A 16,945-nucleotide genomic window follows, 5' to 3' on the forward strand; every position below is an offset into this window, starting at 1 on the left:
CGGCATCGGCGTCGGCATCGGCGTCGGCGGGCGGCATGACGGATGCCACGGGCGTCGCGCCCGAGGCATCCGTCTCGTGCAACCGGCCCGAGACCAGGCGGAAGTGCCGGTTCGCGCGCGCCGCGATCGCCGGATCGTGGGTGATCGTGACGAGCGCGGCGCCGGTCTCGGCGGCGACGGACTCGATGAGCGCCATCACCTCCGCGCCCGTCTCCAGGTCGAGTGCGCCGGTCGGCTCGTCGGCCAGGATGAGGCGCGGGCGACGCACGAGCGCGCGGGCGATCGCCACGCGCTGCTGCTCGCCGCCCGAGAGCCGCTCGGGCTTCGTCGTCAGCCGGTCGCCGAGTCCGACGCGTTCGAGCATGTCGGTCGCGATGCGCTCGCGGCGCCAGAACTCGCGGCCGCCCGAGTACAGCAGCGGCGTCTGCACGTTCTCGAGCGCCGTGCGCCCGGGGAGCAGGTTGAACTGCTGGAACACGAAGCCGATCTCGCGACCGCGCATCCGGTCGCGCCCGCCGCTGCCGAGCTTGCGCACGTCGTGCCCGAGGCACGCGAGCGCACCCTCGGTCGGCACGTCGAGCAGGCCCAGCAGGTTCAGCAGCGTCGACTTGCCCGAACCCGACCGGCCGACGATCGAGACCCCGTCGCCCTCGTCGACGTCGAGGTCGACGCCCGAGAGGATCGTCAGCGGGCGGCCGTCGGGCAGCGCGACCGTGCGGCCCACACCGCGGGCCTCGACGAGCCTCATCGACCGATGGTTCCGCAGGTCATCGAGCCGTCGGGCATCGTGACGCAGCCCTCACCCGGGCCCTGCGCGGGCGCACCGGGCACGAACTGCAGCACGAGGTCGCCCTCGGCCAGGCCCTCGACCACCTCGACCTGGCTGCCGTCCGTCAGTCCCAGCCGCACCGGCTGCTCGACCCGCTCGCCGTCGGCGACCTTCCAGACGACGCCGCTCTCGGCGCCTCCCTCGACGGCCGTGATGGGTACGACGAGCACGTCCGCCGCGCTGCCCGCGGAGATCGTGACCTGGGCCGAAAGCCCCGCGAACACGCGGACGTCGCCGGGCACGACGCAGCGGACCGTCGTGCCGGCTCCTCCCCCGGCGGGCGCAGCGCCGGCATCGCCGACGCCCGTGGTGACGCCGCCCCCACCGGCGCCGCCCGCGCCGGAGACGGGCGTCGAGATCGAGAGCCCGCCGCACGCGAACGGCGCAGGGCCTCCCGCGATCGTCACGAGCGCCTCGGTGGGCGCGCTCGTGAGGCGGTACTGCTGCGCCGGGCTGAGCGAGGCGGTCACGTTGAAGCTCGGCGGCGCGACCTGGCCGGTCACGTCGCCCGTCGCCACCGGCTGGCCCACGATCACGTCGAGCGCCGAGAGCACCCCCGCGGCCGGCGCCAGCACCTTCTCGAAGTGGAACGTCGCGCGCGGCACCGTCACGACCGGCATCCCGTCGGGCCCGGGCTGCGCGACCGGCTCGACGGGCTCGACCTCGTCGGGCACCTTCACGTCGTACAGCACCTGCCCCGCGGAGACCTGCGCGCCGACCGCGACGAAGACCTCGTCGACCGTGCCCGTCGCCACCGCCTTCACCGGGACGGCGGGATCGGCGTTGACCGTGCCGGTCAGCACCAGGTCGTTGGCGATCGAGCCGCGCACGACCGGCACCTCGGGCTCGGTCACCGTGCCGGTCGGCACCAGCGCATCGGGGGCGGTCGCCTCGCGGTCGGGGAAGAACGCGAGCTTGGCGAGCGCGACCGCGATCACCGCCACGAGCACGATCCGCACGGTCGGGAAGATCCACTTGCGCCAGACGCCCACGGCACTCCTTCGGGTCGCCCGGGGGTTCGAAGGGTGCCGGGCGTTCCGATCATAGGGAGCCGGGGCATCCCGCGGATATCCCTCTCGGGGTGGATTCCGGGATGTCCCCGATGCCGGCGGCGGAGGTCGCGGCGCTGGTGGGAGCGACGGCCGGCGCGACAGCGTCGCGCCGGCGCGACGCCGACGCCGTGCCGGCGGCGCCCCTCTCGGCTACGCCTCGATGACCAGCGGCACGAGCATCGGCCGGCGGCGCAGCCGCCGGCTCACCCACGTGCCGAGGGTCCGGCGCACCAACTGCTGCAGGCCGTGCTGGTCGCGCACGCCGTCGCGCGCGGCATCCGCCAGCGCCTGGACGATCTTCGGCTTGACGTCCTCGAACACGGCGTCGTCCTCGGCGAAGCCGCGCGCGTGGATCTCGGGGCCGCTGATGACCCGCCCGGTCGTCGCGTCGACGACGACGATGACCGAGATGAAGCCCTCCTCGGCGAGGATCCGACGGTCCTTGAGGTCGGCATCGGTGATCTCGCCCACGGTCGAGCCATCGACGTACACGAAGCCGAGGTCGAGCTGGCCGGCGACGCGCATGTCGCCGTCGCGCAGGTCGAACACCGTGCCGTTCTCGCTGAGGAACGTGCGCTCCTCGGGGATGCCGGTGTCGCGCGCGAGCTTCGCGTTCGCGACGAGGTGCCGGTACTCGCCGTGGATCGGCAGGACGTTGCGCGGCTTCAGGATGTTGTAGCAGTAGAGCAGCTCGCCCGCCGCCGCGTGCCCCGAGACGTGCACCTTCGCGTTGGCCTTGTGCACCACGTTGGCGCCGAGCTTCGTGAGCCCGTCGATCACGCGGTACACGGCGTTCTCGTTGCCCGGGATCAGGCTCGACGCGAGGATGACCGTGTCGCCCTCGCCGACCTCGATCTGGTGGTCGCGGTTCGCCATGCGGCTGAGCACCGCCATCGGCTCGCCCTGCGAACCCGTCGACATGTAGACGATGCGGTCGTCGGGGATGTCGCCGGCCTTCTTGTAGTCGACGAGCACGCCCTCGGGCACGCGCAGGTAGCCGAGGTTCTCGGCGATCGTCATGTTGCGCACCATGCTGCGGCCGAGCAGTGCCACGCGGCGCCCGTTCGCGTGCGCGGCATCGAGCACCTGCTGCACGCGGTGGACGTGGCTCGAGAAGCTCGCGACGACGACCTTCTTCGTCGCGCGCGAGATGACCTGGTCGAGCACGGGACCGATCTCGCGCTCGAGCGGCGTGAAGCCCGGGACATCCGCGTTCGTGGAATCGACCATGAACAGGTCGACACCCTCTTCGCCGAGCCGTGCGAACTCGCGCAGGTCGGTGAGCCGGCCGTCGAGCGGCAGCTGGTCCATCTTGAAGTCGCCGGTCGCGAGCACGGTGCCCGCACGCGTCTTGATCGCCACGGCGAGCGCGTCGGGGATCGAGTGGTTCACCGCGATGAACTCGAGGTCGAACGGCCCGAGCGTCTCGTGCTGGCCCTCGGCGACGGTCAGGCTGTACGGCTGGATGCGGTGCTCCTTGAGCTTCGCCTCCACGAGCGCGAGCGTCAGCGTCGACCCGATCAGCGGGATGTCGGCGCGCAGCTTCAGCAGGTACGGCACCGCGCCGATGTGGTCTTCGTGGCCGTGCGTGAGCACCACGCCGACGATGTCGTCGAGGCGGTCCCGCAGGAACCCGAAGTCGGGCAGGATCAGGTCGACGCCCGGCTGGTGCTCTTCCGGGAAGAGCACGCCGCAGTCGACGATGAGGATGCGGCCGTCGAGCTCGTAGCTCGTCATGTTGCGGCCGACCTCCCCCAGGCCGCCGATCGGGATGATGCGGAGCGTCCCGGCCTCGAGCGGCGCGGGATCGATGACGACGTCGGGCATGAGCCCCCCTTGTCTTTCGGTGTGCAGTTGTGCGGCGCACGCGCGCCGCGGATGCTTCGGACCCCGCCGGATTCAGCGGGTGGTACCGGCGACCTTGGGCAGCGCGCCACCTGCGGCGGCGTTGCGGTCGGGCCGGAAGTTCTGGAAGTCGACGCCCGGGATGCCCCGGACGTGGTCGATCTCGTCTTCGATGAGCGCGGCCTCCCACTCCTCGGGGCCGACGAGCGGCAGGCGCACGCGCGGGCTCGAGATGCGGCCGAGGCCGTGCAGGATGTACTTCGCCGCGACCGTGCCGGGCACGTGCGTCATGACCGCGCGCACGAGCGGCTCGAGCTGCCGGTGCGCCTCGGTCGCGGCCTTGAGGTCGCCCCGGTTCACGGCGTCGACCATCGTGCGGTACGGCGCCGGCGCGATGTTGGCCGTCACGCCGATGAGGCCGGTCGCGCCGATCGAGAGGTGCGGCAGGATGTTCGCGTCGTCGCCCGAGAAGTACATCAGGTCGGTCTGGTTCAGTACGCGGCTGACCTCGCTGAAGCTGCCCTTCGCATCCTTGACGGCGAGGATGTTCGGATGCTTCGCGAGCCGCAGGATCGTCTCGTACTGGATCGGCACCCCGGTGCGGCCCGGGATGTCGTACAGGATCACCGGCAGGTCGGTCGCGTCGGCGACCATGCGGAAGTGCGTGAGGATGCCGGCCTGGGTCGGCTTGTTGTAGTACGGCGTGACGATCATGATGCCGTCGGCGCCGGCCTGCTCGGAGTGCCTGTACAGCTCGATCGCGTGGGCGGTCTCGTTCGAGCCGCCGCCCGTGATGATCTTCGCCCGGCCGGCCGCGACGTCCTTGCCGACCTCGACGAGGCGGATCTTCTCGGGGTCGGTGAGGGTCGACGTCTCACCGGTGGTGCCCGTGACGACGATGCCGTCGGCGCCCGCCGCGATCACGTCGTCGATGTGCTTCTCGACCCCGGGCCAATCGACCTCGCCGTCAGCCGTGAACGGCGTGACGAGCGCGACGAGCACCTGTCCGAAGGGGTTTCCTGAAGTCACGCCCTACAGGCTATCGGTTCGGGCGGCCGCGGCGGCGCGGCGGTTGGTCCCGGCGGCGCGCCGGTCGGTCGGGAGCGTCGCGTCGTCGACCAGCCACTCGCCTCGGATGCGCAGGTCGAAGGAGTTCTCGCGCGGCGCGCCCGGCCGGCCCGGCGTGTCGAGCCCGAACTCCTTCACCGTGCGCGGGACGGCCTGGCCGGGGCGAGATGGAGCCCGCGGTCGATCTTCGCGAGGATCGCATCCCTGACGAGCGGCCACTCGTGCACCACGAGCGCATAGTCGAACCGCAGCGTGTCGAAGCCATGGGCAGCCGCGACGACGTCGCGGACGCGGTCCTTGTGGCGGTTCGATGGCCCGTCGTGGCCGTCTCGGCCGTCGACCTCGAGGATGAGGCGGTCACCGAGGACGAAGTCGACGCGGCCGACACCCGGCACGTCCACCTGGGCGGAGAGCTCGATGCCGAGCTCTCGAAGCCGAAGGCGCAGGAGCGACTCGAGCCCGCTGTCGGCATCCCACCTCGCGAAGTCGACCAGCCGCCGCGCCGGCGCCGGGACGGCCCGGCGGATGCCGGCCAGACCGCGGCGGTCGATGGCGCGTCGGCGCATCGCCGACTCGAGGCAGACGAAGAACTGCTCGGGGCCGAGGCATCCGAATATCTGGACGAGGGCCTCCGCGAGCGGGACGGATACCTCGTGCCGAGATCGAGCGTTCCAGTGCACGACGCACGCGCAGTCGGCATGCGGTCGCGCGCGGCCGTTCGGCCGCATCGAGACATGGATGCCGGGATGCTCCGCGAGCACCCACAGACCCTCGGCCTGGGCGACGGTGACGCACCCGATCACGCCGCCGTGCCGCACCGCTTCGACGATCGGGCGGGATGTCTCGGGGACGGCGTAGATTCCGGGCCGGAGGCGCAGGAGCACGCCGTCGCGAACGGCTCGTTCGAATGCTCGTCTTGGAACACCGTAGGCGGCCAGGTCGCACGCGCGGGCGACTCCCCCGAGATCGCTGCATGCACGATGAATGAGGTGGGATTCGGTGATCACCGGTCGAGGCTCGCCCGGCGACGGCGAGCGCGGGGGCTCGGGCTCGAGAATCTGGAGAACCCGAACCACTCGGCACCTGTCGAGGACGGGTCGGACGCGCGAGGTGAAGGAGATTCCGGGCGGCGCGCCGGAGGGACTCGGCGTGTCACCCGGAATCTCCTTCACCTCGCTCGAGTAGGCCCGACGCGCTGCGCGCTGCGCGCGGGCGCGCGACGCGCCTCAGCGCAGGTAGGTGAGGAAGCGGTGGCGGATGCCGCCGCGAGAGGCGTGCCATCCGTCGGCGGGGTCGGCACCCGCGAGCCGCCAGCGGTCGTCGATCGCGGGCGCGAACGTGTCGCCGTCGACGCCGAGGTCGAGCTCGGTGACCTCGAGGCGGTCGGCGAGCGGGAGCGCGAGCGCGAACAGCTCGGCGCCGCCGATCACCCAGACGCGCGGGGCATCCGCCACCGCCTGCAGCGCCTCGTCGAGCGACGCCGCGCGCCGTGCGCCGTCGGCCGACCAGTCGCGCTGCCGCGTCACGACCACGTTCGTGCGCCCCCCGAGCGGGCGGAATCGCGGCGGCAGCGAGTCCCAGGTCTTGCGGCCCATGACGACGGGGGCGCCCATCGTCACGGCCTTGAAGTGCGCGAGGTCCTCGGGCACGTGCCAGGGCATGCCGCCCGCGGCCCCGATCACTCCCCCGCGCGCCTGCGCCCAGACCAGCCCGACGGCCGGACCTGAGCCCGCGACCGCGCCGGTCGCCGGCGCCTCTGCCGTCATACGGCGACGGCCGCGCGGATCGCGGGGTGGTGCACGTAGTCGCGCACCTCGAAGTCCTCGTATTCGTAGTCGAAGATGCTCGGCGGGCGACGCCGGAACTCGAGGGTCGGGTAGGGATACGGGTCGCGTGAGAGCTGCTCGGCGACCTGCTCGCGATGGTTGTCGTAGATGTGGCAGTCGCCGCCCGTCCAGACGAAGTCGCCGGGCTCGAGGCCGGTCTGCTGCGCGACCATCATCGTGAGCAGGGCGTACGAGGCGATGTTGAACGGCACGCCGAGGAAGAGATCGGCGCTGCGCTGGTAGAGCTGGCACGACAGGCGCCCGTCGGCGACGTAGAACTGGAACAGCGCGTGGCACGGCGCGAGTGCCATGTCGGGGATGTCGGCCGGGTTCCAGGCCGACACGATGAGTCGGCGCGAATCGGGGTTGGTGCGGATCTGCTCGACGACCTGCGAGATCTGGTCGATCGCCTCGCCGCCGGGCGACGGCCACGACCGCCACTGCACGCCGTACACGGGGCCGAGCTCGCCGCGTTCGTCGGCCCACTCGTCCCAGATCGTCACGCCGCGCTCCTGCAGCCAGCCGACGTTCGACGAACCCTGCAGGAACCAGAGCAGCTCGTACGCGATCGACTTGAAGTGCACGCGCTTGGTCGTGATGAGCGGGAACCCCTGCGAGAGGTCGAACCGGATCTGCCGACCGAACACGCTGGTCGTGCCGGTGCCGGTGCGGTCGTCCTTATGGACGCCGTGCGCGAGGGTGTCGCGCAGGAGGTCTTCGTACGGGGTCGCGATCGCCTGGCTCACGTCTTCGATGCTAACCGCGGATGCCTCACGCCGGGGTGCACCGCGCGCGGGGAGCCGGTGCGGGATGCGCCGCGCGCGGCACGGCCCCTACCCGCGCCGCGCACACGTCGATAGGCTGGGCGCTCCGGCTGGATGAGGAGGACGCATGGCTGTCACGAGTGAATCGACCACCGTCTGGTCGGGATCGCTGACCGAGGGTTCCGGCGAGGTGGCGCTCGATTCGTCGAAGCTCGCCTCGTTCCCCGTGAACTGGAAGGCGCGAGCCGAGGGCGCGGCGACGACGACGACGCCCGAGGAGCTCCTCGCGGCCGCGCACTCGTCGTGCTTCTCGATGGCGCTCTCGCACGCGCTCACGGGCGCCGGGCACACGCCCGACAGCATCCAGACGACGGCGGCCGTGACCTTCGAGGCCGGCAAGGGCGTGCTCGGCAGCCACCTGCTCGTCAGCGCCCGCGTGCCCGGTCTCACCGAGGCGGAGTTCGAGGCGTTCGCCGATGACGCGAAGCGCAACTGCCCGATCTCGCAGGCCCTGGCGGGCATCCCGATCACGATCGAAGCCGAACTCGCCTGACGGTGCGGGTGCTCGTCGCCGGGGCATCCGGCTTCATCGGAACCGCGCTCCTCGGACGCCTCGCCGAGTCGGGTCACGACGTGGTGCGGCTCGTCCGTCGACGCGCCGAGTCGGCCGATGAACTGGCCTGGTCGCCCGCGGCGGGCATCATCGACTTCACGATCATGGACCGCGTCGACGCGGTCGTGAACCTGTCGGGCGCTTCGCTGGCCCACCTGCCGTGGACCTCGCGCTACCGCGACGAGATCCTCGCGTCGCGGATCACGGCCACGCGCACCCTCGCCGACGCGATGCGCAAGTCACGGCGGCCGCCCGCCGTGTTCCTGAACGCCTCGGCGGTCGGGTACTACGGCGACCGCCCCGGCGAGGCGCTCGGCGAGTCCGCGCCCGCGGGCACGGGCTTCCTCGCCGACGTCGTCGACCGATGGGAACGCGCCGCGGCGCTCGCTCCCGACCAGACGCGCACGGTGACCTTCCGCAGCGGCGTGGTGGTCGGGCGGGGCGGGGCGATGCGGCGCATCGCCGCGCTCACGAAGCTCGGCGTCTCGGGCAGGCTCGGCACCGGCGGCCAGAACTGGGCGTGGATCTCGCTCGACGACGAGGTGCGCGCGATCGAGCACCTGCTCGAGTCACCCCTCTCGGGCGCCGTCAACCTCGCCGGCCCGACGCCGGCGACCGCCGACCGGATCATGTCGCATCTGGCCGAACGGATGCATCGTCCCTACGCCGTGTCCGTGCCCGAGAAGCTGCTCGAGTTCGCGCTCGGCACCGCGGCCGACGAACTGCTGCTCGCGAGCCAGAAGGTGCGTCCCGAACGCCTGCTGCACGACGGGTTCGTCTTCGAGCACGAGACGTGCGAGGCCGCGATCGAGCAGATGCTCAGCGCTCCGCGCGTTCCAGTTCGATAGCCCGGCGCACGGCCCGGCGTGCACGGCGCCGGTCGCCGGCTGCGTCGTAGACGAGTCCGAGCCGGAGCCAGGCGCGCCAGGACTCGGGTTCGGCCTCGACGTCGGCGCGGAAGCGCTCGAACGCGCCGTCGGCGGCGTCGCGCTCGATGCGGCCCGAGGGCGAGACCGGCAGGCCGAGGTCGATGCCGCCCTCGTCGTCGAGTCGGCGCACGACCTGCTGCGAGCGGATGCCGAAGTCGATCTCGCGCCAGAGCGCCCACGCGCCCAGGACGGGTAGCACGATGAGCGCGACGCCCATCGCCACGGCGATCGGATCACCGGTCAGCATGAACTGCACGGCGCGCCAGCCGACGAGCACGAGGTACAGCGCGAGCAGCACCGCCATGACGACGGCGGCGGTGCGGCCCTTCATCGCTCGCCCGCGGGCAGGCCGAGGTCGAGCAGCGCGTCGAGCCCCACGGTGACGCCCTCACGTCCGGGGGCGCTGCGCAGGGCGAGCAGGATGCCGGCCTCGTAGGAGCTCGGCGAGATCGTCGTGTGCACGATGCTCAGGGTCTCTCCGTCGCCGCCCAGCACCACGCGCTGCTCGGCGAGCAGGCCCGACAGGCGCAGGCTGTGCACGGGCACGCCCGCGACGAGCTGGCCCCTCGCGCGCTGGTCGGCGTGCGGCGCTGCGACGGGACCGTCGGTGCCGCGCGCGTCGGCCATGAGCTCGGCGGTGCGCACCGCGGTGCCCGACGGCGAGTCGACCTTGCCCGCGTGATGCGCCTCGACGATCTCGATCGACTCGAAGAACGGCGCGGCCATGGCGGCGAACGCGCTGCCGAGCACGCTGCCGATCGAGAAGTTCGGCACGAAGAGCACGGCACGCGCGCCGTCGGTCTCACGGTGTCGGCGCCGGATGTCGGCGATGCGATCGACCGACCAGCCCGACGTGCCGACCACGACCGGCACCCGGGCGGCGATCGCGTGCGCGACGATCTCGCCGCTCGCACCGGGATGGGTGAGGTCGATCGCGACGTCGGCGCCGTCGAGCTCGTCGAGGCTCGACCGCGAGTCGAGGGCCGCGAACGGTTCGAGGTCGTCGGCCTCCTCGATGAGTCGGAGTGCGAGCTGGCCCATCTTGCCCGTGGCACCGACCACGGCGACTCGAATCGTCACGGGTCCGAGCCTACCAACGGTGGCTGCGGCCTCTCCGGCGTGCGGCGGCCGCGGCCCCGCCGCCGTCATAGGCTGGCTGCATGCTGCGCTTCCGCGATGCGGCCGTGACCGATGCCGACGCCCATGCCCTGCTGGCCGACTACTTCGGCGAGCGCGCCGCCGGCTTCCCGCCCGAGCAGGGCGTGTACCGCCCGACCTTCCCGGCCCCCGAGCAGTTCGTCGCGCCGGCGGGCGTGTTCCTCGTGGTCGAGGAGGTCGAGGTGGTCGAGGAGGTCGAGGAGGTCGAGGAGGTCGACGAGGGTCGCGTCGCCGAAGACGGCGCCGGACCCGTGCCCGTCGGCTGCGGCGGCGTGCGCCGGATCGCCCCCTCCCCCGAGGGTCTCGTGCGCTACGAGGTCAAGCATCTCTGGCTGCGACCGGCCGCTCGCGGCCACGGCGAAGGCAAGCGGCTCCTGGCCGAGCTCGAGCGTCGCGCGATCGACTTCGGCGCCGAGGAGCTCGTGCTCGACACGAATGCGAGCCTCGAAGCCGCGGGCGGGCTCTACCGCTCGGCCGGCTACGTCAGCATCGAGCCGTACAACGACAACCCGAACGCGACGAACTGGTACGGCAAGCGCGTGCGGTAGCGGGCCGCCTCAGATCGCGAACGGCTCGGGCAGCCCGGTGCGCAGCTCGGGCGGCAGGTGCGCGAGGTCGTTGTGCACGACGAGACTCCAGGGCCGGCCCGGCTTCTGCGTGAGCACGGTCAGGCCGCAGTTCGCCTGGTTGATCGACACCCACCGCCAATCGGGGGCACCGAGCACCTCGCGCACGAACCATCCGATCACGAAGTTGTGCGTGATCAGCAGCTCGTGCCGGTCTTCGCGGTGCGAACGCAGGAACTCGGCGACCGCGTCGGCCATCTGCGCCGACCCGGCCTCGATCTCGGCCTCGGTGACCGAGCCGAAGAACGGGTCGTAGGCCGACGGCGTCTCGGCCGCGGGCCCCGAGGGGATGCAGTCGAACAACAGCGCCGACGGCTGGGGTTCGAGCGCCGGCATCTTCGCGGCGATGATCTGCGCGGTCTCGCTGGCTCGCTGGAGGGGCGAATGCCAGGCCGCGTCGAACGGGATGCCGCCGAGTCGCTCGGCGAGCGCCTCGGCCTGGCGGCGACCGCGCGGCGAGAGGGGTCCATCGGGCAGGCCGTGTTCGGCGTCGAGCTGCTCGCCGTGTCGGACGAGGTAGAGGTGGTGCGTCACGTCGTTGGGATTCCCTGTGTTGCGGAGCGGTCAGGCGGTGCGTGGGCGGTGCGTGGGCGAGGTGTGCCGGCGGCTCAGGCGGCGTCGGTCGTCGGCGCGGTCTCGTCGACCACGCCGCGGAAGGCCGCCTCGTCGGTCGCCCCGACAGCGACGAGCGAGAAGGGCCGCGCGGCGAAGTCGGCGGCGAGCGCCTGCACGTCGTCGCCGGTGACGAGTGCGATGCGGCGGAGGGCCTCGTCGAGGTCCTGGAACTCGCCGAGCGTGAGCTCGGCCCGCCCGAGGCGGGACATCCGGGTGTCGGAGTCCTCGAGCGCGAGCGCCGAGGCGCCGCCGAGCTGGCCGGCGGCGCGGGAGAGCTCCTCCTCGGTGACGCCGTGTTCGGCGACGCGTTCGAGCTCGGAGCGCATGAGGGCGGCGACGGTGGGCGCCTTCGCGGGCGCGCAGCCCGCGTACATGCCGAACAGGCCCGCGTCGGAGTAGGCGGGGCCGAACGAGTAGACCGCGTACGCGAGGCCGCGTCGCTCGCGCACCTGCTGAAACAGCCGCGACGACATGCCGGATCCGAAGATCGCGTTGAGCACGCTGAGGGTCGAGCGCCGGTCGTCGGTCGCGACGAGCCCTGGTACGCCGAGCAGGAGGTTCACCTGCTCGATCGGCCGGTGCACGACGGTGAGCGGCTTCGGGGGCGCGAGCGGCGCGGGCGAGGTCGACCGCCGCGCGTCGGGCGACGCCGACAGGTCGAGATCCCAGCCGGCGGCGCCGAGCGCCCGCGTGAGCGCCTCGACGATGCGGTCGTGGTCGACGGCGCCCGCGACGGTGACCACCAGGTCTTGCGGGCGGTAGTTCGCGACGTAGTGGGCGTGCACCGCCTCGCGTGTCGCCTGCCGGATCGTCTCGGGGCTGCCGCCGATCGGGCGGCCCAGCGCGTGGTCGCCGAGCACGGCCTCGAAGAAGCGTTCGTTCGCGACGTCCGCGGGATCGTCGCCGGCCATCGAGAGCTCCTCGAGGATCACCCCGCGCTCGTTCTCGAACTCGTCGGGGTCGAGCAGCGACGAGGTGAACATGTCGGCGAGCACCTCGACCGCCATCGGCACGTCGCGGTCCTGCACCTTCGCGTAGTAGCAGGTGTACTCCTTGGCGGTGAGCGCGTTGTGCTCGCCGCCGACGGCGTCGAAGGAGACCGCGATCTCGAGCGCCGTGCGCGTGCGCGTGCCCTTGAAGAGCAGATGCTCGAGGAAGTGGGTGGACCCGAACGTCGCGGGATGCCCCGTTCCGGCCGGATGCTCGTCGCGCGAGCCGACCGCGACCCAGAACCCGATCGTCGCGCTGCGCGCGCCGGGGACGCGTTCGGAGAGGACCCGCACCCCCGAGGGCAGGAGGCTCCGGCGGACGAATGCGTCGCCGGCGGCCTCGAATGCGAGCTCGGGCGTTCCGAGCGGGAGTTCGACGGCGCCGTTCATCCGGACCAGCCTATGTCACGAGCCGCCCCTGCGGGCGGCTCCCGTCGTCAGGGTCGGCGCGCCCTCACGCCGACGCGCGGTCGAGTTCGACGAGCTCGGAACGGTGCAATTCGACGGATGCCGCGGCGAGGAGCGCTTCGAGCTGCTCGGGCCGGCTGACGCCGGCGACCGGCGCCGCGACGGTCGGCCGGGCGAGCAGCCACGCGAGCGCCACGGTCGCGGGCTGGATGCCCCGTGCGAACGCGATCTCGTCGACGGCGGCGAGCACGCGGTGGCCGCGACGGCCGAGGTGGCGGGCCACTCGGTCGCCCCGGGCGTCGTGCCGCACGTCGGCTCGGCGCCGCACCCCGCCGCCGAGGAATCCGTTCGCGAGCGGGAAGTACGGGAGCACCGCGAGGCCCTGGGCGTGCGCGACGAGTTCGGGCGCGCCCTCGAAGGGGCGCCGCTCCATGAGGCTGTAGCGGGTGGTGATCGCCTGCACGCGCGGCAGGCCGTTGGCGGCGAGGACTCGGGCCTCGATCAGCCGCTCGGGCGAGAAGTCGGAGGCGCCGAGTGCCCGCACCTTGCCGGCCTCGATGAGTGCGCCGACCGCGCCGAGGGTCTCCTCCAGGGGCACCGCGGGGTCCTCGCCGTGCAGGTGGAGCAGGTCGATGCGATCCGTGTGCAGTCGAGCGAGCGAGTCGTCGACGGCCGCACGCACCGTCTCGGGGGCGAGGCCCTGCCGGTCGTGGTGGCGCCCGACCTTCGTCGCGACGACCATGCGGTCGCGCGTGCCGCGCGAGGTCATCCAGTTGCCGATGATGGACTCGCTGCGGCCGGCCGCGTAGCTGTCGGCCGTGTCGATGACGGTGCCGCCGAGGGCGGCGAACCGGTCGAGCACCGCTTCGGACGCCTCGGCGCCGAGGGTCCACCCGAACACGCTGCCGCCGAGCACGAGCGGATGCGTCTCGATGCCGGTCTCGCCGAGCAGCACGCGCCGCGGGACCGTGATGGGCCCCGAGAACGCGTTCGTCTCGATGGCATGCCGAACGTGCGTCGCCGTGCTCGAGGCGTCGCCCGCCTCGATCTCCCCCACGTGGTCGTCTTCGACCATCGTGCCGCGATCGCGGGTCATCGTGTGCCGACCAGTCACGCGCTCCTCCTCCCCAGGATTGCTCCGAGCGTACGTGGCGCCCGGTGACCGGACAGCGAACGACGCGTGAACCGTTACCGAATCGTTGGCTGGCCGGGTGAATCGGCCTCCCGAACGGGGGTCACGCCGGCCCGGAGGTGCGCGCCGACCGGACGACCGCCTCGGCCTGGCGCAGGATCGGCCCGTCGACCATGCGCCCGCGGAACGCGAACACGCCGTCCTCGCCCTCGGCCGCCGCGAGCACGGCCGAGGCCCACTCGAGCAGCTGCGCATCGGGCCGGTACGCGCCACGCACGACGTCGACCTGCGACGGGTGCACGCACGCGGTCGCGGCGAATCCGAGGGCCGCGGCATCCGTCGCCTCCTCGCGGAGGCCCTCGACGTCGTCGAGGTCCAAGTGCACGGCGTCGATGGCGGCGGCGCCGTGCGCCGACGCCGCGACCAGCACCTGCGCCCGCGCGAACCGCGCGAGGTCGCGGTACCGGCCGTCGTCGCGCCGGCTCGACGACCCGCCGGTGGAGGCCACGAGGTCTTCCGCGCCCCACATGAGGGCGGACACGTTGGGCAGGTCGGCCAGCGCATCGGCCGCGAGCACGCCACGGGCGGTCTCGCAGAGCGGGATCACCTCGACGTCGTCGAGGCCCACGACGTCGGCGGTGCCGTCGCACTTGGCGAGCATGACCGTGCGATACGCGGTGCGGGCCAGCGCCGCGGCATCCGCCTCGCGATGCGGCGTCGACGCGGGATTCAGCCGCACGATGACGCGCTCGGGGTCGATCGGGTTCGCGACGAGCGCGTCGCGCGCCGCCTGCTTGCGGTCCTCGGCGACGGCGTCCTCGAGATCGAGGATGACGGCGTCGGCGCGCGCGAGCGCCTTCTCGTAGCGGTCGGGCCGGTCGGCCGGGCAGAACAACAGGGCCGGGCCGAATCGGAATCCCGGCCGGCTCATGCGCCGGCCCCATCGGTCGCGGCCGCCCGCTCGCCGGCCTCGCGGGTCTGCACGAGCATCGTGCGCGACGCCGTCGCGACCACGACGCCGTCCTGGTTGCGCGCCGTGTGGGCGAGCGTGACGACGCCCTCGCCCGGCCGCGACGACGAGAGTCGCTTCGACACCACCGTGCTCTCGCCGTAGAGCGTGTCGCCCGTGAACACCGGGTTCGGGAAGGCGACCTCGCCGAACCCGAGGTTCGCCACGAGGGTGCCGAGCGTCAACTGCGCGACCGACTGCCCGACGAGCGTCGACAGCGTGAACAGCGAGTTCACGAGCGGACGCCCGAACGGCTGGCCGGCCGAGAACGCGTGGTCGAGGTGCAACGGCTGCGGGTTCATCGTCAGCGTGGTGAACAGGACGTTGTCGGCCTCGGTGACCGTGCGCCCCGGGCGGTGCAGGTAGCGCACGCCCTCCTCGAACTCCTCGAACCAGAGCCCCCGCTGCACGACCTCGCGCATCGGGGCATCCGTCGGCGACGTGTCCGTCATCGCAACCCTCCTACGCCGTGAGGCCGAGCTCTCGCGTGATGACCATCATCTGCACCTCGGTCGTGCCCTCGCCGATCTCGAGGATCTTCGAGTCCCGGTAGTGCCGGGCGACGACGTTCTCGTTCATGAATCCATAGCCGCCGAAGATCTGCGTCGCATCGCGCGCATTGTCCATCGCCGCCTCCCCCGAGACCATCTTGGCGATCGAGGCCTCCAACTTGAAGGGCTTGCCGGCATCGAGCTTGCGCGCCGCGTCGTGCCAGGCGAGCCGCGCCTGGTGCACGCGAGCCTGCATCCGCGCGATCTTGAACGCGATGTGCTGGTTGCGCCCGATCGGTTCGCCGAACACGACGCGTTCCTTCGCGTAGCGCAGGGCCTGCTCGAGGCATCCCTGGGCCGCGCCCGTCGCGAGCGCCGCGAACGCGATGCGTCCCTCGTCGAGCGCCTGCAGGAAGTTGGCGTAGCCGCGCCCGCGCTCCCCCAGCAGGTTCTCCTTCGGCACCCTGACGTCGGTGAAGGTCAGCGGATGCGTGTCGGACGTGTTCCAGCCGACCTTGTCGTAGGCGGGGCCCACCTCGAAGCCGGGGGTGCCGTTGGGCACGATGATCGAGGAGAGCTCCTTCTTGACCGTGCCGTCGGCGAGGGTCCGTTCGCCCGTGACCGCGATGATGGTGACGAGCTTCGTGATGGGCGAGCCCGAGTTCGTGATGAACTGCTTCGACCCGTTGATCACCCACTCGTCGCCGTCGAGCACGGCCGTGGTCTTGGTGGCGCCCGCGTCGGAGCCCGCGCTCGCCTCGGTGAGCCCGAACCCGCCGAGCGCGCGGCCGGCGATGAGATCCGGCAGGAACTCGGCGCGCTGCGCCTCGGTGCCGTAGCGGAAGATCGACATCATGCCGAGCCCGACGCCGGCTTCGAGGGTGACGCCGATCGACTGGTCGACGCGACCGAGCGCCTCGACCGCGAGGCACAGGTCGAAGTAGCTGCGACCCTGGCCGCCGATCTCCTTCGGGAACGGCAACCCGAACAGGCCCATGTCGCCCATCTGCGCGATGATCTCGACGGGCAGGCGGCGCTGCGTGTCGTACTCGTACGCCGCCGGAGCGACGACGGTGTCGGCGAACTCGGCGACGCGGTCGTAGAGCTCCTGCTCGTCGGGAGTCAGGTCGTAGTTCACGGCGTGGTCCTCGCTTTCCGGGCGGATGCCTCGTGGGGGTGGTCGATGGGTCCCTCGTGGGGGTCTTCGGGCGCCGGGTCTTCGGGCGGCACGTCCGTCGGCGCCGGGTGGATCCGCGCGACCGCCTGGTCGCGCGAGACCTGCTCGCCCCGGGAGACGGCGAGGCGGGCCACGCCGTCGACGGGTGCGACGACGCGGTGCTCCATCTTCATCGCCTCGATCGCGAGGATCGCGGTGCCCGCGGCGACGGATGCCCCGTCCTCGACGAACACGGCGGTCACGGTGCCGGGCATCGGGGCGCGCAGCTCGGGGTCGGCGGTGCCGCCGCGCTCGAGCCGGGCGAGGCGCTCGGCGAGCCGGGAGGCGCGGTCGATCGGGCGGAACGCCGCGGTGCGGCCGCCGGCGTGCGCCCAGACGGTGCCGTCAGCTGCGATCGCGGCCGCGCTGCCGGCG

20 protein-coding genes are annotated in these 16,945 nt (G+C 72.4%); 3 read left to right on the top strand and 17 right to left on the bottom strand.

The window, feature by feature from the left end; genetic code table 11:
- From GE115_RS17390 to GE115_RS17420, 8 genes are all read right to left on the bottom strand, one after another.
- Positions 1–748 (bottom strand): ABC transporter ATP-binding protein (locus GE115_RS17390; RefSeq protein WP_246190876.1); only part of this gene is annotated, 748 nt, incomplete at its 3' end.
- Complete coding sequence (locus tag GE115_RS17395; protein ID WP_153686027.1) at positions 745–1,821, bottom strand: permuted SH3 domain-containing protein; 1,077 nt, start codon at positions 1,819–1,821, stop codon at positions 745–747. The genes GE115_RS17395 and GE115_RS17390, both read right to left, overlap by 4 nt.
- 210 nt (positions 1,822–2,031) lie before the next feature.
- Positions 2,032–3,708 (bottom strand): ribonuclease J, encoded by a 1,677-nt coding sequence (locus tag GE115_RS17400; RefSeq protein ID WP_153686028.1) that lies wholly within the window; start codon positions 3,706–3,708, stop codon positions 2,032–2,034.
- 72 nt (positions 3,709–3,780) lie between these two features.
- On the bottom strand, positions 3,781–4,755 hold the full coding sequence (dapA, locus tag GE115_RS17405; protein ID WP_312855334.1) for a 4-hydroxy-tetrahydrodipicolinate synthase: 975 nt from the start codon (positions 4,753–4,755) through the stop codon (positions 3,781–3,783).
- Positions 4,756–4,758: 3 nt separating this feature from the next.
- The gene (locus GE115_RS19310) at positions 4,759–4,932 is read right to left on the bottom strand and encodes a hypothetical protein (RefSeq protein ID WP_312855335.1); all 174 of its coding nucleotides are present in this window, start codon (positions 4,930–4,932) and stop codon (positions 4,759–4,761) included.
- Entirely contained in the window at positions 4,929–5,801 is an 873-nt protein-coding gene (locus tag GE115_RS19315) for a type IV toxin-antitoxin system AbiEi family antitoxin domain-containing protein (protein WP_376765733.1), read from the bottom strand. Before GE115_RS19315 ends, GE115_RS19310 begins: the two co-directional genes overlap by 4 nt.
- A 219-nt stretch (positions 5,802–6,020) precedes the next feature.
- Positions 6,021–6,560 carry a dihydrofolate reductase gene (locus GE115_RS17415; protein ID WP_153686029.1) on the bottom strand — a complete coding sequence of 180 codons (540 nt, stop codon included), beginning with the start codon at positions 6,558–6,560 and terminating at the stop codon, positions 6,021–6,023.
- Positions 6,557–7,375: a thymidylate synthase gene (locus tag GE115_RS17420; RefSeq protein WP_376765734.1), complete on the bottom strand. Its 819-nt coding sequence runs from the start codon at positions 7,373–7,375 to the stop codon at positions 6,557–6,559. Before GE115_RS17420 ends, GE115_RS17415 begins: the two co-directional genes overlap by 4 nt.
- A 136-nt stretch (positions 7,376–7,511) precedes the next feature.
- Between GE115_RS17420 and GE115_RS17425 the strand changes: the two genes are divergently transcribed.
- Positions 7,512–7,937, top strand: coding sequence for an OsmC family peroxiredoxin (locus GE115_RS17425; RefSeq protein WP_153686030.1), 426 nt, complete (start codon positions 7,512–7,514; stop codon positions 7,935–7,937).
- Between the two features lie 2 nt (positions 7,938–7,939).
- Positions 7,940–8,845 (top strand): TIGR01777 family oxidoreductase, encoded by a 906-nt coding sequence (locus GE115_RS17430; protein ID WP_312855338.1) that lies wholly within the window; start codon positions 7,940–7,942, stop codon positions 8,843–8,845.
- Here the strand turns inward: GE115_RS17430 and GE115_RS17435 are convergent.
- Positions 8,817–9,257 (bottom strand): hypothetical protein, encoded by a 441-nt coding sequence (locus tag GE115_RS17435; protein ID WP_153686032.1) that lies wholly within the window; start codon positions 9,255–9,257, stop codon positions 8,817–8,819. The two genes, GE115_RS17430 and GE115_RS17435, sit on opposite strands and share 29 nt — an antisense overlap.
- Positions 9,254–10,006: a 4-hydroxy-tetrahydrodipicolinate reductase gene (gene dapB / locus GE115_RS17440; RefSeq protein WP_312855339.1), complete on the bottom strand. Its 753-nt coding sequence runs from the start codon at positions 10,004–10,006 to the stop codon at positions 9,254–9,256. The genes GE115_RS17435 and dapB overlap by 4 nt, the downstream gene beginning before the upstream one ends.
- Before the next feature lie 80 nt (positions 10,007–10,086).
- On the opposite strand from dapB, the gene GE115_RS17445 reads away from it, so the two are divergent.
- Positions 10,087–10,632, top strand: a complete 546-nt coding sequence (locus tag GE115_RS17445; RefSeq protein WP_153686034.1) for a GNAT family N-acetyltransferase — start codon at positions 10,087–10,089, stop codon at positions 10,630–10,632.
- Positions 10,633–10,641: 9 nt separating this feature from the next.
- Here the strand turns inward: GE115_RS17445 and GE115_RS17450 are convergent, their stop codons facing one another.
- The 7 genes from GE115_RS17450 to GE115_RS17480 form a co-directional block, all read right to left on the bottom strand.
- On the bottom strand, positions 10,642–11,244 hold the full coding sequence (locus GE115_RS17450) for a histidine phosphatase family protein (protein ID WP_312855340.1): 603 nt from the start codon (positions 11,242–11,244) through the stop codon (positions 10,642–10,644).
- Positions 11,245–11,318: 74 nt separating this feature from the next.
- Positions 11,319–12,704, bottom strand: coding sequence for a M16 family metallopeptidase (locus tag GE115_RS17455; protein WP_153686035.1), 1,386 nt, complete (start codon positions 12,702–12,704; stop codon positions 11,319–11,321).
- Between the two features lie 64 nt (positions 12,705–12,768).
- Entirely contained in the window at positions 12,769–13,836 is a 1,068-nt protein-coding gene (locus tag GE115_RS17460; RefSeq protein ID WP_312855341.1) for an aldo/keto reductase, read from the bottom strand.
- Positions 13,837–13,957: 121 nt separating this feature from the next.
- Positions 13,958–14,785, bottom strand: coding sequence for an HpcH/HpaI aldolase/citrate lyase family protein (locus GE115_RS17465; protein ID WP_153686036.1), 828 nt, complete (start codon positions 14,783–14,785; stop codon positions 13,958–13,960).
- Complete coding sequence (locus tag GE115_RS17470; protein ID WP_246190877.1) at positions 14,782–15,315, bottom strand: MaoC family dehydratase; 534 nt, start codon at positions 15,313–15,315, stop codon at positions 14,782–14,784. Before GE115_RS17470 ends, GE115_RS17465 begins: the two co-directional genes overlap by 4 nt.
- Positions 15,316–15,325: 10 nt before the next feature.
- Entirely contained in the window at positions 15,326–16,492 is a 1,167-nt protein-coding gene (locus tag GE115_RS17475; RefSeq protein ID WP_312855342.1) for an acyl-CoA dehydrogenase family protein, read from the bottom strand.
- The coding region (locus tag GE115_RS17480) for an acyl-CoA carboxylase biotin carboxyl carrier protein subunit (RefSeq protein ID WP_153686037.1) at positions 16,489–16,945 on the bottom strand (457 nt) is incomplete at its 5' end. The genes GE115_RS17480 and GE115_RS17475, both read right to left, overlap by 4 nt.

The organism is Agromyces agglutinans, assembly GCF_009647605.1.
GTDB classification, from domain to species: domain Bacteria; phylum Actinomycetota; class Actinomycetes; order Actinomycetales; family Microbacteriaceae; genus Agromyces; species Agromyces agglutinans.

What these genes read in the sequence shown, in the direction of transcription:
- GE115_RS17400 (WP_153686028.1), bottom strand. Translation starts at nt 3,708, where the DNA reads ATGCCCGACGTCGTCATCGATCCCGCGCCGCTCGAGGCCGGGACGCTC.
- GE115_RS17415 (WP_153686029.1), bottom strand. Translation starts at nt 6,560, where the DNA reads ATGACGGCAGAGGCGCCGGCGACCGGCGCGGTCGCGGGCTCAGGTCCG.
- GE115_RS17425 (WP_153686030.1), top strand. Translation starts at nt 7,512, where the DNA reads ATGGCTGTCACGAGTGAATCGACCACCGTCTGGTCGGGATCGCTGACC.
- GE115_RS17435 (WP_153686032.1), bottom strand. Translation starts at nt 9,257, where the DNA reads ATGAAGGGCCGCACCGCCGCCGTCGTCATGGCGGTGCTGCTCGCGCTG.
- GE115_RS17445 (WP_153686034.1), top strand. Translation starts at nt 10,087, where the DNA reads ATGCTGCGCTTCCGCGATGCGGCCGTGACCGATGCCGACGCCCATGCC.
- GE115_RS17455 (WP_153686035.1), bottom strand. Translation starts at nt 12,704, where the DNA reads ATGAACGGCGCCGTCGAACTCCCGCTCGGAACGCCCGAGCTCGCATTC.
- GE115_RS17465 (WP_153686036.1), bottom strand. Translation starts at nt 14,785, where the DNA reads ATGAGCCGGCCGGGATTCCGATTCGGCCCGGCCCTGTTGTTCTGCCCG.
- GE115_RS17470 (WP_246190877.1), bottom strand. Translation starts at nt 15,315, where the DNA reads ATGACGGACACGTCGCCGACGGATGCCCCGATGCGCGAGGTCGTGCAG.